Source organism: Actinoplanes sp. NPDC049802 (genome assembly GCF_040656595.1).
In the GTDB taxonomy this organism is placed as follows: domain Bacteria; phylum Actinomycetota; class Actinomycetes; order Mycobacteriales; family Micromonosporaceae; genus Actinoplanes.
In genome coordinates, this window is the sequence record NZ_JBFAMR010000029.1 from 38,579 (window position 1) to 52,266 (window position 13,688).

Genomic DNA, 13,688 nt, shown 5'->3' on the forward strand with positions numbered 1-13,688 from the left:
AACGAAGTGAGCGAATCATCGAGTTCAGTGCTGAAACTCATGACGGCCCGGAGCGCAGCGGAGGGCCGGCATGAGCGGGCACATCACTGAGATCGTCATCTTCACCGCCCTGTTCCTGCTGGTCAGCGGGATGGGCTTCGTGGCGTCCCGATGGCGGGCCCCACAGGACATGGCCCACCTCGACGAGTGGGGGCTGGGCGGCCGCAGCTTCGGCGGCTGGATCACCTGGTTCCTGATCGGTGGTGACCTCTACACGGCGTACACCTTCGTCGCGGTGCCCGCGCTGATCTTCGGCGCCGGAGCGGCCGGGTTCTTCGCGGTGCCCTACACCGTGATCATCTACCCGCTGTTCTTCCTCATCCTGATCCGGCTCTGGTCGGTGTCGCACCGGCACGGCTTCGTCACCCCGGCCGACTTCGTGCGCACCCGCTTCGACTCGCCGACCCTCGCTCTGGTCGTCGCCGTCACCGGGATCGTGGCGACCATGCCGTACATCGCCCTCCAGTTGATCGGCATCGAAGCGGTGCTCAAGACGATGGGCGTCACCGGGGAGAGCACGATCGCCCGGCACCTGCCGATCATCGTGGCGTTCGCGATCCTGGCCGCCTACACCTACCAGTCCGGGCTGCGGGCGCCCGCGCTGATCGCCTTCGTCAAGGACACGCTGATCTACATCGTGATCCTGGTGGCGGTGCTGTGGCTGCCCTACAAACTGGGCGGCTGGAACGCCATCTTCGACGCCGCCGACGCGAAGTTCCAGGCGTCACCGGCGCCCAACGACGGCATCACCCTCAACGCCAACAACCAGGTGCAGTACTTCACCCTGGCGCTCGGGTCGGCGCTCGCGCTGTTCCTCTACCCGCACAGCATCACCGGCGTGCTGGCCAGCAGGAACCGGGACGTCATCAAACGCAACATGTCGGCGCTGCCCGCCTACAGCCTGCTGCTCGGGCTGATCGCGCTGCTCGGCTACATGGCCATCGCGGCCGGGGTGAAACCGCTGCCCGGCGCCAAACCCGGCAGCGTGGACAGCAACACCGTCGTGCCGGTCCTCTTCGACCAGCAGTTCCCCGCCTGGTTCACCGGCATCGCCTTCGCCGCCATCGGCATCGGGGCGCTCGTCCCGGCCGCCATCATGTCGATCGCCGCGGCCAACCTGTTCACCCGCAACATCTACAAGGAGTACCTGCGCAAGGACGCCACCCACTCCCAGGAAGCGACCGTCGCCAAGATCACCTCGCTGGTCGTGAAGATCGGGGCGGTGGCCTGCATCGTCTTCCTCGACCCGCAGTTCTCCATCGATCTCCAGCTGATCGGCGGCGTGATCATCCTGCAGACCGCGCCCGCCGTGGTCCTCGGCCTCTACACCCGATGGCTGCACCGGGGCGCGCTCGTCGCCGGCTGGGCGGCCGGCATGAGCCTCGGATTCTGGATGCTCTGGCAGATCCCCAACGCCGCCACCGGCCGCAAGCACTTCGGTGGATCGGCGTTCCCGCTGTCCGAATTCGGGTTCGACAGCACCAAGACGATCTACGTCGGCTTCGTGGCGGTGCTGGTCAACGCGCTTGTCGCGGTGCTGGTCACCCTCGCACTGCGGGCCGCCAAGGTGGCCGAGGGTGTCGACGGCACCACCGCCGACGACTACCTCGCCGACGAGGGCGACCCCCGCATCGAACGCGAACGCGCCACCCCCATCGACAACATCTCGTCAACCTGACGCCACCGGCGCGTGTGGATTCGGGGTGCGCACCGCGCCCGAAATCCACACGCTGGTGGTGTGTGGGGTTGGGGTTTGCAGCGCGCCGGAAAGTCACACGCTGGTGGTGTGTGGGGTTGGGGTCTGCAGCGCGCCGGAAAGTCACACGCTGGTGGTGTGTGGGGTTGGGGTTTGCAGCGCGCCGGAAAGTCACACGCTGGGGTGGGCGCGACGTAACGGCAGGTGCGGGACCTCACGGTCCGATCGGTAGCTGAGCTCACCGGCCTCGTCACCCAAGCGGGCGGCGAGGCCGGAGGCCAGTTCCCGGTACGCCGAACCGGCGGCCGGCCAGGGCAGAACCACCTCGTCGCCGTCCACCGCCACGGTGAGGCCGCCCTCCGCCTGCCGCAACTCCGTCCGCACCCGTCCGGCCGCGTCCACCAGGAACACCACCGTCCCGGCCGGCAGCGACGCCGCCGCGGCGGCCAGTCCCGGCGCCAGGGCCGCGCCCACCGTGGCCGGGACGATCGGGGAAGGCGGCACACGGCGCGGCTCCGGCCGCAACCACAGATCCAGTACCCCCGGCCGGTCCACGATCTCCAGCACTCCCGCGGACACCCGCCAGCCGGCGCTCGGATCCGGACCGGGGGACAACACCGACGGCGGCCCGAGCGACTCCGCCACCTGATCGACGGCCGCCCGGAACCCGTCGCGCCGGGCCAGCACCGCCTCCGGCCCGGCCGCTTCCGCCCGTACCGTCAGGCTCAGGAACAGAGCGGTCACCTCCGAGCCGAGGAAGAACGCTCCAGCGCTGCCCGGGTCCGCGTCGAAACGGCAGCTCACGGTCCCCTCCGACGGGGGACGCCAGACCCAGCCGACTGCCGTGACCAGCTTCTCCAGTTCGTCCGCCGACCAGGCCCAGCGGATCCGGGCGAGCGCGGTCACGGTCCGCGTCAGAGCGCTCACCAGGACCCCCGTTCCGCCGGCACGGCGGCCATTCTCGCGCATCAAGGTCACATCGTCGCGGAGCCGCGGACGCGAGAGGAATTTCCGTATTGAGCCGTGTCGCGGGACTTCTCCGGTAGCGTCGGATTCAGCGGCGCTTCCCATGCCGTACCCCTGCTCGGTTCTTGGCGGCTTCGAGCGCGCTCACGTCGTACCCCGGCCTGGTCCTGGTCCTGCTCTCGGCCGTGCGCCGAAGCCGGCGGCGCGGCAGCCGCCGTGACCCCCGGAGGAGTTCAGCGTTGCCCAGCGAGACCCTGACGCAGCAGTTCGCCACCGAGTACGCCAAGGGCGCGGTGCCCGGCATGCTCAGGGCCATCCGGACCATCAAACGCGCCAACAACCTGATCCTCGCCGGAGCGCTCGCCGCCAGCTACCTGCACCAGGCCCACTATCTGGCCACCCTCGGCGCCGGCATGTTCGCCTGGATCGTGCCGGCCGTCTTCGACCTGGCCATGCTCTCCATGCTGACGATCACCCAGACCACCGGCATGGCCACCGACGCCAAACGCGCCGCCATGAAGATCCTCGTCGTGGTCGTGAGCATCTCGGCGGCCGTCAACTTCGCCGCACCCGGCCCGCTCGGACTGCGCGTCATCTTCGCCCTCGTCGTCGGCCTGGTCGCCGGCGTCGAATGGGTCGCCGCCAAGATCCGCCCCGACTTCGCCGCCATCGAGGCCTGTGAGGTCTCGGTCATCACCGAGGTCCACCCCAACCGCAAACTCGACCCCGAGGTGGCCAAGGCCCGCGCCGCGAAAGCCGCCGCCACCCGCCGCGCCAAACAGGAGGCCGCCGCCGCCGCGGCCCGCGCCGCCGAGGAGACCGCCCGCGCCCGGGCGGCCCGCGCCGCCGAACGGGCGCGGGCCCGGCAGGAGAAGACGATGGTCCTCGAACAGGCTGAACTCGACCAGTTGCTCACCCAGGGCCGGGCCGCCTACGCCAAGGAGATCGGCGCCCATCGCGCCCCCTGAGGGACGAGCGGGTCGCAGCCGCGGATGGATCCGGGTGAGCAGGCCAGGTCGGGACCCGGCGGCGGGAAAGCGTCAGCCGGGAAATGGTTCGGCCGATGAAGGGTCCGTGACCACTTTGCTGCCGGGCGCGCGTAGCGCCGAGAACGTTGTGGCCCGTTCGCCGGGCGGTTCGGAGCTGGAGCGCCGGTTGTCCGGGGCCGTGACCGGTGGGCGACTTTCGTGACGCTGCTGTCGAGACTGCCGCGCAGCGCTGTGCTGCCGCGGGCGGTTTTCGCCTCGCGGCACCGGGTGTTGCGGCTGGTGCTGGCCGCCCAGACGGTTCTCATCCTGTTGTACTTGCTCTGGCAGCGGTGGCTGCCGTCGCCGTCGCCGTCGCCGTCGCACCAGCACAGCGAAGACGGCCTGGTCTGGGGGGCCTACGCGCTGTCCGGGTTCTGCCTGCTGGCCGAGGGGCTGGTCCGCGCGCCGAAGGTTCGTGCGCTGCTGATCAGCACGGGCCTGCTGCTGGGGTGTGCGGTGACACTGCACCTGTCCGGTGGGCGCACCGATCTGCACCTGCACTTCCTGGTGGTGGTCGTGGTGATCTCGCTGTATCAGGCGTGGGCACCGCTGCTGCTGGCGATCGGTTTCGTCGGCCTACACCATTTCACGATGAGCGTCCTGGATCCGAACAGTGTCTTCTCCGACCCGGTCGCGGCGGCGAACCCGCTGCCGTGGGCGCTGCTGCACGCCGCCTACATCGGTGCGGAGGTAGCCGTCCTGGTGGCTTTCTGGTCCATCCTGGAAGCTGCGGCCGGCCGGGAACTGGCCGCCGCCGAGCAGCGCCACGAGCTGGTCGCCATCGAGCTGCGGCTCCAGGGCAAGCTGGCCGAGGCCAACGACGCCGCAGCCGAGGAGGCGGCGATGCACGCCACCGAACTGGCCGGGCTGTCCGAGCAGCTGAGCTCGACGATCGAGGCGTTGAACCGGGCGAGCCGGTCGGTCGTGAACAACACCAGCCGGGCACAGCAGGTCATGACCGAGTTCATGCAGACCACCGTCGCCATCGAATACTCGGTGGCACAGTCCCGCAGGACCTGGAGCGCCGCGCAACAGCACGCCGCACAGACCAGCGACAGCATCGGCTCGCTGACGATCACCTCGGCCGACATCGCCGAACTGGCCCGGGAGATCGACGATGTGGCCCGCCAGACCCGGCTGCTGGCGTTGAACGCCAACATCGAGGCCGAACGCGCCGGGGAAGCCGGCCGCGGCTTCGGCGTGGTCGCCGAGGAGGTCAAGCAACTGTCCGGGAAGGTGTCGGCGTCCGCCCAGCGGATCGCGCTGGTGGTCGAGCAGATCGACACGGGCGCGACCGACGCCACCACGGCGCTGGGGCAGATCGACGCCGTGCTCGTCCAAGCCAGCCAGGCCCAGGACACGGTGATCAGTGCCGTGCAGATGCAGGCCGAGTCCGCCAAGGAAGCCCAAACGGCGATCAGCGCGTTGCACGCGGACGCCCGCACGATGAGCCGAGGATCCGGGCAGCTCGCCCCGGACCAGCCCACCGGCCCTTCCATCGACCTGTGGTAGGCCGCGAGGTCGTACAGAGAAGCCCCGGGCCGCCTCGGTGACGAGGTGGGCCGGGGCTTCGTCCTGCTCACGGCCTTGACCTTGAGGGCGGCGGACGAGTCGGCCTGTACGCCGGATTCTGTGGCCGGTGACCGTGGTCGCCGGTGGCGGCCATCCATCTAGGCCTGCCGTCGCCGGCAGGCTCGAGCAGCCTACCCGCAGGCTCGGGCGAGCAGCCCTCGAACGCCTGCGCCGGCCGTCGCCTTGCGGCTCGGGCCTTGCTTGGCCTTGCTCCGGGTGGGGTTTACCGAGCCACCCCGGTCACCCGGGGTGCTGGTGAGCTCTTACCTCACCGTTTCACCCTTACCCTCCCCGAAGGGAAGGCGGTCTGTTTTCTGTGGCACTTTCCCGCGGGTCACCCCGGGTTGCCGTTAACAACCACCCTGCTCTGCGGAGTCCGGACGTTCCTCGGCGGCGCCCCTGCGGGCACCGACGCGGCCGCCCAGCCGACTCGTCCGTCGCGCCGTCATCCTACGTGCCGGGTGGCGGCGGACTCGCCGCGGTGGGTCAGTAGTAGTCGTGGACGCGGCGGCGCCACCAGGCGGCGGCATGCCAGTCGGTCAGGGTGGCCCGGGCCGGGTCGGGCAGGGTCCGGCGGCGGAACTCCGCGTCCAGCGGGGCGACGACGCGGCTCAACTCGCGGCGGGCCGGTGGGGGCAGCATGCGCATCGCCTCTTCGATGGTGTCCCGCTGGTCGATCACGCTGCACTGCGGGCAGGTGCTGTCGTCCGGGCTGAGACGCAGCCAGCGGCCGGGGGCCCGCACCGCGGCACGATAGCGGCTCAGAGCATCCGCGACGGCGAGCGGAAGGCGGGCGATCGCCTCGTCGGTACGGCGGGACACGCCGTCGATCGGGCGGTGGTGCGGATCGGGTTGTGTGGCGCGGGCGGCGCGGAGCGCGCCGGGCGATCTACGCGCCATGGGCCTTTCGGGGGTAGGTCATGACGGCCACTGTGCCACACCGGAACGGGCGTCGGCGAGACGATTCGCGCTGGGGCCGGGCGGGCAGGAAGGTCAACGGGCCTCGCGGCCGGGAGCAGGATCACCGGGCCGGGGCGGGCGGAAGGCCGTAGATTCACTCGCACCATGGACTTCACGCACATCCTGCTGCTGGCCGCGGCCGGCGTCGCGGCCGGGGCGGTCAACGCGATCGCCGGCGGTGGGTCGCTGATCACCTTTCCCACGCTGATCGCCACGGGGCTGCCGTCGGTGGACGCGAACGTGACCAACTCGGTGTCCGTCTTCCCGGGTTACGTGTCGAGCGTGGTGGGCAGCCGGGCCGACCTGGCGGGGCAGGGGCGGCGGGTCCGCGCCACCGTGCCGGCCGCCGTGCTCGGATCGGCCGCCGGGTGTGCGCTGCTGCTGCTCACCCCGGCGCGGGCGTTCGAGATCGTGGTGCCGTTCCTGGTGCTGGGAGCGGCGGCGACGCTGGCGTTCCAGGAGCGACTGCGCGGGCTGGTGGGGCATCCGCGGGCGATGTCACCGCGGCGGGCCGGCGTCACGCTACAGACGGTGGTGTTCGTGGGGGCCGTCTACGGTGGGTATTTCGGTGCCGCGCTCGGGGTGATGTATGTGGCGGCGCTGGCGCTGATCCTCGACGAGTCGCTGAAGCGGATCAACGCGCTGAAGAACATGCTGTCGGCGACGGTCGGGTTCGTGACACTGGTGGTGTTCGCGGCGTTCGCCGACGTGGACTGGGGTGCCGTGGCGATTCTGGCGCCGGCCGCGATCGTCGGCGGCTATGCGGGCGCGCGGCTCGCCCGGCGGCTGCCGCAGCGGGTGCTGAAGTACGTCATCGTCACTTTCGGTACGACTGTCGGCCTCTTTCTTCTCTATCGCGCGGTCACCGGCTGACCGTCGGTCATCGCTCCGGCGGCGCGGTCACCGGAGTCGGAGCGCTTCACCCCGGATTCGATGTCGGCGGCGCGGTCACCGGAGTCGGAGCGCTTCGCCCGTACCGGATAGGGGTTTGCGGCCGACGATGGGCGGTGACCGAAAGTCACCAGCCGGAGGCGCGCGGGAACTGATGACGGCGGACGCCACCGACCAGGGTGAGGAGCACTTCGAGGGCGTCTTCCTCATCGAGGCCGTGCAGGCTGCGGCAGGGGAGGGCGCGTAGTGCGCGGGGCAGCTCGACGGCGTCGAGTCGCAGAACGATCAGTCGGCCGACGGTCGCCGGGGCGCCCAGCAGGGTGGCCCAGTCGCCGGCGGTGGCCCGGTGTTCGGCGGAGATCAACAGGAGCACCGGGCCGGTGCCGCCGAGGCCGGCGGCGAGCCGGTGGGTGAAGCCGTTGTCGGCCGGGTCGAGGTGTGCGTCGTGTCCGGCGGCGCGGAGTTCGAGGGCGATCCACTGTGCCCAGGGTTCGTCGGCGGGGGCGTGGGAAACGAGCACGGGCACGTCTTCAAGGATGCCGGATCGGGGTCCATCGTGCTTGCGGGGGTTCGATGTCCGTCGTTGAGGTGGTGTGAGAATGTCGTCCGTTGACGTGCAACTTGCACAACTCATAGTGTCGAAGTCGTGACTGCGGGTGGACCCTGGTGTTAACCGGGTGAGCCTGGTCACGGGGGAAATGCTGTCAAAGCATCCGAAATCGAGGAGCGCTCGATGACTGTCGCGATCGGGATCAATGGGCTCGGGCGGATCGGCCGAAGTGTCACCCGGATCGTGGCATCCGCCTCGAATCCGGGCGTGCAGATCGCCGCGGTCAACGACATCGCGTCGACCGACAAGCTGGCCTACGGGCTGCGCCGGGACAGTGTCCGCGGCGCCTTCCCGGGGACGGTGACCGCCAGTGGGGACTACCTCGTGGTGAACGACCACACCATCCGGACATTCCACCACGAGCGTCCGGAGCGGATCCCCTGGGCGGACGAGGGCGTCGACGTGGTCATCGAGGCCACCGGACGGTTCCGCGCCGGGGCGGCGGCCCGGTCCCACATCACCCACGGTGGCGCCCGCAAGGTGGTGATCAGCGCCTCCGCCGACGACCCGGACGCGTTCCTGGTCGTCGGCGCCAACGACCAGAGCTACAACCCGGCGATGCACGACGTCGTCTCCCCGGCCTCGTGCGGGGTGAACGCGCTGACCGTGATGGCGAAGGTGCTGCTGGACCGGTTCGGGCTGCGGTCGGTGAACACGTCGGTGATGCTGGCCGCGCAGGGCTGGCAGCGGGTGCAGGACTCGCTGGTCGGCAACTCCCGGGAGGATCCGCGTCTGGGCCGGTCCACCGGGGAGAGCATCATCCCGCACAACTACGTGGTCGGTGACCTGGTCCGGGTGGCGCTGCCGGAGATCGGCGAGATGCGGTACAGCTACTACTGCGTGCCCACCCCGATCGGGTCGCTGGCCGAACTGTCCGGGCAGACCGGGCGGCCGGTGACCGCCGACGAGGTCAACCGGGCGATGGCCGAGGCGGCCGCCGGGCCGCTGCGCGGCATCCTGGCGTACGACCCGGACCCGACCGTGTCGATCGACGTGAAGAACAATCCGGCCTCCTGCCTGTTCGACCCCTCCGGCACGCAGACGACCGCCGACGGTGGGGTGACGGTGCGCGGCTGGTTCGACAACGAGTGGGGCTTCTCCAGCCGGTTGCTGGACCTGGCGAGGCTGGTGGGCGAGCGTTTACCGGTTCCGTCCAGCCGGGTGACCTGGAGCGTCGCCTAGCTCGTTCGCGCCGAGGGGGATGGAGTCCCTAGGCTCAGGTCATGATTGACGTTTCTGACGTGCGTTCCGCCGACGAGCGCATCGACGGCCGGATCCGGCGTACCCCGGTGCTGGCGGCCGGGCCGGGGCTGTGGTTCAAGCTGGAGCATCTGCAGCACGCCGGGTCGTTCAAGACCCGGGGCATGTTGAACCGGATCGTCGATCCGCCGGCGGCCGGGATCGTGGCCGCTTCCGGTGGCAACGCCGGGCTCGCCGCCGCCTACGCGGCTCGCGAGCTCGGTGCCGCCGCCGAGGTGTTCCTGCCGGTCACCGCCCCGGCGGTCAAGGTGGCGAAGCTCGGCGAGCTGGGCGCGCGGGTGGTCCTGGAGGGCGGGGAGTACGCGGAGGCGTACGCCGCGGCGACCGTCCGGGCGGCGCAGACCGGCGCCCTGTTCTGTCACGCCTATGACGATTCCGCGATGGTGGCGGGCAACGGGACCATCGGTCTGGAGCTGTTGTCGCAGGTGCCGGGCGGGTTCGACACCGTTCTGGTGGCGGTGGGCGGGGGCGGCCTGCTCGGCGGGATGGTCGCTTCGCTGCGCGGTGACGCCCGGATCGTCGCGGTCGAGCCGGTGACCTCGAGCGCTTTTCACGCCGCCCAGCGGGCCGGGCATCCGGTCGACGTGCCGGTCTCCGGTGTGGCGGCCGACGCGCTCGGCGCGCGGCGGATCGGCGACATCGCGTTCGAGTTGGCGCGCGACGTGCCCTCCGTGCTCGTCGAGGACGACGCCATCGTCGACGCCCGGCGGCGGCTGTGGGACGACTACCGGATCGTGGTCGAGCACGGCACCGCCGCCGCGTACGCCGCCCTGCTCTCGAAGACTTACCAGCCGGAACCGGGGGAGCGCGTGGTGGTGCTGCTCTGCGGGGCCAACACGGACCCGGCCGACCTGACCACGGCTCGTGCTCATCGCCCGGATTCTCTCCAACCGTCATAATCGGACATCGGCGGTCGATCCGGGCCTGTGATCGGCGACCCATCGGCAACCATGGCCACCTCATGAACCGGCGCGTACGGTCGATCCGTACTTGAAGTGTCAAGTGCTGGGAGAGGGCATGCCGGTTCGTACTCGCGTCACCGTTCCGCTCGAGTTCCCCGATGGGTACCGCACCTCCGCCGAGGTGATCACGTTCACCGGTCTCGCCGACGGCAAGGAGCACCTCGCGCTCGCCCTCGGCGATGTCACGCGGGCCGAGGTGCCGCTGGTCCGCATGCACTCCGAGTGCATGACCGGGGACGTGTTCGGCTCACAGCGCTGCGACTGCGGGCCGCAGTTGCGGGAGGCCGTCGAGCGGATCGCCGAGACCGGCGGCTACCTGCTCTACCTGCGCCAGGAGGGCCGCGGCATCGGGCTGTACGCGAAACTCGACGCGTACGCGCTCCAGGATCTCGGCATGGACACGTACGAGGCGAACCGCGCTCTCGGCCACGGCGACGACGAACGGGACTACACCCCCGCCGCCCAGATGCTCCAGGCGCTCGGCGTGCCCGCCGTCGACCTGCTCACCAACAACCCGGACAAGTCCCGCCAGCTGCGGGATCTCGGCGTCGAGGTGCGGGTGGTCCAGCCCACCGGGGTGCACGCCTCCCCGGCGAACGTCCGCTACCTGCAGGCGAAGGTGACGCACACCCAGCACACGATCGATCTGGCCCCGGCGTCCTGAGGTTTTCCCTCAGTTTCCCGAAGACCCGCCGAACCGGAGAAGGTGGGAATCGAGGGAGTGAACTCGCGCATCGCGGAGATCCAGAGCCGGATCATCGCGTTGCAGACGCAGCAGGCCGCGACCACGTCGGCGAGGTCCCGGGTGGCCACGCCCGCCCAGGGCACCTTCGCCAGCCACCTCCAGGGGGCGATCGCGTCCAGCGCGCCGACGGACAGAACCTACAAACTCAACAGCAAGGGCGTTCCCGAGGATCTCGCCGCGTACGGGAACGGCAGGATCCCGGAGACCGCCCTGGGCCGGGTCGGCAACACCGGGCACCGGCTGTGGGCCCCGGCGGCCGAGTCGCTGAACCGGATGGTCGAGGACGCCCGGCGGGACGGTGTCACCATCGGCATCACCGACTCGTACCGTCCCTACGCCGAACAGGTCGACCTGGCCCGGCGCAAGGGCCTCTACTCACAGGGCGGTCTGGCGGCCAAGCCAGGCACCAGTGAACACGGCTGGGGCATGGCCACCGACCTGGACCTCAACGCCAAGGCACTCTCCTGGATGCGGAGGAACGCCGGCCGGTACGGCTTCGTCGAGAACGTGCCCCGCGAGTCGTGGCACTGGGCGTACCGCCCCAGGACCTAGACCCGGCAGAGGATCTCGCCGTGCGGGATGATCAGCCACCCGTCCTGATCGTCGGCCCACCGCCGCCAGCCGGCGGAGATCCGCTCCAGGTCGGCCTGAGTGGCCGCGCCGGTGCGCAGCGCCGTCGCGGCCATCTCCGAGTTCAGCACCCGCTCCGCCCACATGCCGCCCCACCACTGCCGGTCGGTGTCGTCGGCGAAGCACCACACGCTCGCCGTCGCCGTGACGTCGGCGAACCCGGCCGCGCGGGCCCACGACAGCAGACGACGGCCGGCGTCCGGCTCGCCGCCGTTGCCCCGCGCCACCCGCTGATAGAGGTCCAGCCACTCGTCCAGCGCGGGCACCAGCGGGAACCAGGTGAAGGCCGCGTAGTCGCTGTCCCGGGCCGCGACCACGCCGCCCGGCCTCGTCACCCGCCGCATCTCGCGCAGCGCCCGCACCGGATCGGTCACGTGCTGGAGCACCTGGTGGGCGTGCACCACGTCGAAGCTGTCGTCCGGGAAGTCCAGCGCGTGCACGTCACCGACCGCGAAGCCGACGTTCGCCAGGCCGCGCCGCCCGACCTCGGCGCGGGCCAGGTCGAGTGCCTCCGCGGTCTGCTCCAGCGCGGTCACCCGGCCCGGCGCCACCAGCCCCGCCAGCTCGGCCGTGATCGTGCCCGGACCGCATCCGACGTCCAGCAGGGAGATTCCGGAGGAAAGATGCGGCAGGAGGTACGCCGCCGAATTCTCTGCGGTGCGCCAGCGGTGCGAGCGCAAGACCGACTCGTGATGTCCATGGGTGTAGGTCGCCATGAGCCTCACGCTAGGCCCGCAATCTAGAAATGTGGGACACGCTTCTCACTATTTGGATAAGCCGATTTCTTACCTCGCAGATCAGGCCGTATTTTGGTGTCCATGAGGATCGGTATCGTCGGTGCGACGGGACAGGTGGGCGGCGTCATGCGCCGCATCCTGGCCGAGCGCCAGTTCCCTGTAACCCAGCTCCGGCTCTTCGCCTCCGCGCGCAGCGCGGGCCGCACCATCGCATGGGGCGGCGGCGAGGTGACCGTCGAGGACACCGCCACGGCCGACTACTCCGGCCTCGACATCGTGCTCTTCTCCGCCGGCAAGGGCGGCTCGAAGGAGTACGCTCCCCGGTTCGCCGAGGCAGGCGCGGTCGTCGTCGACAACTCGTCGGCGTACCGGATGGATCCGGACGTGCCGCTCGTCGTCGCCGAGGTCAACCCGGACGCCGCGCGCACCCGGCCCAAGGGCATCATCGCCAACCCGAACTGCACCACCATGGCGGCCATGCCGGTGCTGCGGCCGCTGCACGACGAGGCCGGGCTGGTGTCCTTCATCGCCACCACGTACCAGGCGGTCGGCGGCGCCGGCCTCGCCGGGGTGGCCGAGCTCGACGAGCAGATCAAGAAGGTCGCCGACCGGGCCACCGAGCTCACCCACGACGGTTCCGCCGTCGAGTTCCCCGAGTCCAAGGTCTTCCCGAAGCCGATCGCGTTCAACGTGATCCCGCAGGCCGGCTCGTTCGTCGACGACGGCAGCTTCGAGACCGACGAGGAGCAGAAGCTCCGCAACGAGAGCCGCAAGATCCTCGGCCTGCCGGAGTTGCTGGTCTCCGGCACCTGCGTGCGCGTACCGGTCTTCACCGGCCACTCCATCCAGGTCAACGCGCGGTTCGCCAACCCGCTCAGCGTCGCCCGCGCCCGGGAGATCCTGGCGGGAGCGCCCGGCGTCGAGCTCTCCGACGTGCCCACCCCGCTGCAGGCCGCCGGCCGCGACCCCTCCTACGTGGGCCGTTTCCGGGTCGACCCCACCGCGGAGAACGGTCTGTCGTTCTTCATCTCCAACGACAACCTGCGCAAGGGCGCCGCGCTCAACGCCGTCCAGATCGCCGAGCTGGTCGCCGCCGAGCTCCGCTGATCTCTCACCCCCGCCGCCCCGGTCACCCTCGTGACCGGGGCGGTCTTCTTTCTCCGGCGGTACGCGGTGGAACGTCCGGCAACCGCATCGCGGACCGTCCCGTGGCGCACCCGCGAGCTCTCCGCCGCGTTCCGGCCGTGCCGCGACCGCCGGGCGGAACGCGTTCCACAATGGAAATCTGGGACTTTTTGCCCGAATCGGTAGCGCTTGGCCGGTTTTAGCGGCACAGTGATGGAATGAACGACAGTGGGCTGGGCGGATTGGGCTACTTCTGGTGCCTCCGCGACCACCGTGTGGAGAGTGGCGACAACGTGTGCCCCGCTCAATACCGGCTCGGTCCCTACGCCACGGCTGACGACGCGACGCGGGCACTCGAGACGGTCGAGAAGCGCAATGCCGAGTGGGATGCCGAGGACGCCCGCTGGACAGGGGAAGCCAGCTGACGTACAGCGCCGTACCGGCCGCACAGCGCCGGAACCGCGCGT

The 13,688-nt window shown here is 70.4% G+C and carries 14 protein-coding genes and 1 other RNA gene; 10 read left to right on the forward strand and 5 right to left on the reverse strand.

Annotated elements, in window-relative coordinates; all coding sequences use genetic code 11:
* Positions 1–70 precede the first annotated feature (70 nt).
* Complete coding sequence (gene mctP / locus AB0I88_RS21090; protein WP_361026839.1) at positions 71–1,717, forward strand: monocarboxylate uptake permease MctP; 1,647 nt, start codon at positions 71–73, stop codon at positions 1,715–1,717.
* Between the two features lie 189 nt (positions 1,718–1,906).
* On the opposite strand, the gene AB0I88_RS21095 is transcribed toward mctP, so the two are convergent.
* Positions 1,907–2,662 (reverse strand): DUF6301 family protein, encoded by a 756-nt coding sequence (locus tag AB0I88_RS21095; protein WP_361026842.1) that lies wholly within the window; start codon positions 2,660–2,662, stop codon positions 1,907–1,909.
* A 278-nt stretch (positions 2,663–2,940) separates the two neighbouring features.
* Here AB0I88_RS21095 and AB0I88_RS21100 point away from each other — a divergent pair, with 278 nt between their 5' ends.
* The gene (locus AB0I88_RS21100) at positions 2,941–3,669 is read left to right on the forward strand and encodes a hypothetical protein (protein WP_361026845.1); all 729 of its coding nucleotides are present in this window, start codon (positions 2,941–2,943) and stop codon (positions 3,667–3,669) included.
* A 219-nt stretch (positions 3,670–3,888) separates the two neighbouring features.
* Complete coding sequence (locus tag AB0I88_RS21105; RefSeq protein ID WP_361026848.1) at positions 3,889–5,241, forward strand: methyl-accepting chemotaxis protein; 1,353 nt, start codon at positions 3,889–3,891, stop codon at positions 5,239–5,241.
* 91 nt (positions 5,242–5,332) lie between these two features.
* On the opposite strand, the gene rnpB is transcribed toward AB0I88_RS21105, so the two are convergent.
* Positions 5,333–5,734: RNase P RNA component class A (rnpB, locus tag AB0I88_RS21110), an RNA gene on the reverse strand.
* A gap of 53 nt (positions 5,735–5,787) precedes the next feature.
* A complete protein-coding gene (locus AB0I88_RS21115; RefSeq protein WP_361026851.1) occupies positions 5,788–6,201 on the reverse strand; it encodes a hypothetical protein in 414 nt (137 codons plus the stop codon).
* 165 nt (positions 6,202–6,366) lie between these two features.
* On the opposite strand from AB0I88_RS21115, the gene AB0I88_RS21120 reads away from it, so the two are divergent.
* On the forward strand, positions 6,367–7,134 hold the full coding sequence (locus AB0I88_RS21120; RefSeq protein WP_361026854.1) for a sulfite exporter TauE/SafE family protein: 768 nt from the start codon (positions 6,367–6,369) through the stop codon (positions 7,132–7,134).
* A 145-nt stretch (positions 7,135–7,279) separates the two neighbouring features.
* Here the strand turns inward: AB0I88_RS21120 and AB0I88_RS21125 are convergent, their stop codons facing one another.
* Positions 7,280–7,678 carry a toll/interleukin-1 receptor domain-containing protein gene (locus AB0I88_RS21125; protein WP_361026857.1) on the reverse strand — a complete coding sequence of 133 codons (399 nt, stop codon included), beginning with the start codon at positions 7,676–7,678 and terminating at the stop codon, positions 7,280–7,282.
* Positions 7,679–7,885: 207 nt separating this feature from the next.
* Here AB0I88_RS21125 and AB0I88_RS21130 point away from each other — a divergent pair, with 207 nt between their 5' ends.
* From AB0I88_RS21130 to AB0I88_RS21145, 4 genes are all read left to right on the forward strand, one after another.
* Positions 7,886–8,944, forward strand: coding sequence for a type I glyceraldehyde-3-phosphate dehydrogenase (locus AB0I88_RS21130; protein ID WP_361026860.1), 1,059 nt, complete (start codon positions 7,886–7,888; stop codon positions 8,942–8,944).
* A 41-nt stretch (positions 8,945–8,985) separates the two neighbouring features.
* Entirely contained in the window at positions 8,986–9,921 is a 936-nt protein-coding gene (locus AB0I88_RS21135; protein WP_361026863.1) for a serine/threonine dehydratase, read from the forward strand.
* Between the two features lie 118 nt (positions 9,922–10,039).
* Positions 10,040–10,648 (forward strand): GTP cyclohydrolase II, encoded by a 609-nt coding sequence (gene ribA / locus AB0I88_RS21140; protein ID WP_361026866.1) that lies wholly within the window; start codon positions 10,040–10,042, stop codon positions 10,646–10,648.
* Between the two features lie 57 nt (positions 10,649–10,705).
* Positions 10,706–11,281 (forward strand): M15 family metallopeptidase, encoded by a 576-nt coding sequence (locus AB0I88_RS21145; RefSeq protein WP_361026869.1) that lies wholly within the window; start codon positions 10,706–10,708, stop codon positions 11,279–11,281.
* On the opposite strand, the gene AB0I88_RS21150 is transcribed toward AB0I88_RS21145, so the two are convergent.
* Positions 11,278–12,075, reverse strand: coding sequence for a class I SAM-dependent methyltransferase (locus tag AB0I88_RS21150; protein ID WP_361026872.1), 798 nt, complete (start codon positions 12,073–12,075; stop codon positions 11,278–11,280). The genes AB0I88_RS21145 and AB0I88_RS21150 overlap by 4 nt on opposite strands.
* 102 nt (positions 12,076–12,177) lie before the next feature.
* Here AB0I88_RS21150 and AB0I88_RS21155 point away from each other — a divergent pair, with 102 nt between their 5' ends.
* Both AB0I88_RS21155 and AB0I88_RS21160 read left to right on the forward strand, forming a co-directional pair.
* Positions 12,178–13,203, forward strand: coding sequence for an aspartate-semialdehyde dehydrogenase (locus AB0I88_RS21155; protein ID WP_361026875.1), 1,026 nt, complete (start codon positions 12,178–12,180; stop codon positions 13,201–13,203).
* Between the two features lie 236 nt (positions 13,204–13,439).
* Positions 13,440–13,646: a hypothetical protein gene (locus AB0I88_RS21160; RefSeq protein WP_361026878.1), complete on the forward strand. Its 207-nt coding sequence runs from the start codon at positions 13,440–13,442 to the stop codon at positions 13,644–13,646.
* The last annotated feature ends 42 nt before the right edge of the window (positions 13,647–13,688 follow it).

Excerpts from the sequence above, each read along its gene's own strand:
- AB0I88_RS21155 (WP_361026875.1), top strand. The coding sequence starts at position 12,178 with ATGAGGATCGGTATCGTCGGTGCGACGGGACAGGTGGGCGGCGTCATG.
- AB0I88_RS21130 (WP_361026860.1), top strand. The coding sequence starts at position 7,886 with ATGACTGTCGCGATCGGGATCAATGGGCTCGGGCGGATCGGCCGAAGT.
- AB0I88_RS21160 (WP_361026878.1), top strand. The coding sequence starts at position 13,440 with ATGAACGACAGTGGGCTGGGCGGATTGGGCTACTTCTGGTGCCTCCGC.
- AB0I88_RS21150 (WP_361026872.1), bottom strand. The coding sequence starts at position 12,075 with ATGGCGACCTACACCCATGGACATCACGAGTCGGTCTTGCGCTCGCAC.
- AB0I88_RS21120 (WP_361026854.1), top strand. The coding sequence starts at position 6,367 with ATGGACTTCACGCACATCCTGCTGCTGGCCGCGGCCGGCGTCGCGGCC.
- AB0I88_RS21115 (WP_361026851.1), bottom strand. The coding sequence starts at position 6,201 with ATGGCGCGTAGATCGCCCGGCGCGCTCCGCGCCGCCCGCGCCACACAA.
- ribA (WP_361026866.1), top strand. The coding sequence starts at position 10,040 with ATGCCGGTTCGTACTCGCGTCACCGTTCCGCTCGAGTTCCCCGATGGG.
- AB0I88_RS21135 (WP_361026863.1), top strand. The coding sequence starts at position 8,986 with ATGATTGACGTTTCTGACGTGCGTTCCGCCGACGAGCGCATCGACGGC.
- mctP (WP_361026839.1), top strand. The coding sequence starts at position 71 with ATGAGCGGGCACATCACTGAGATCGTCATCTTCACCGCCCTGTTCCTG.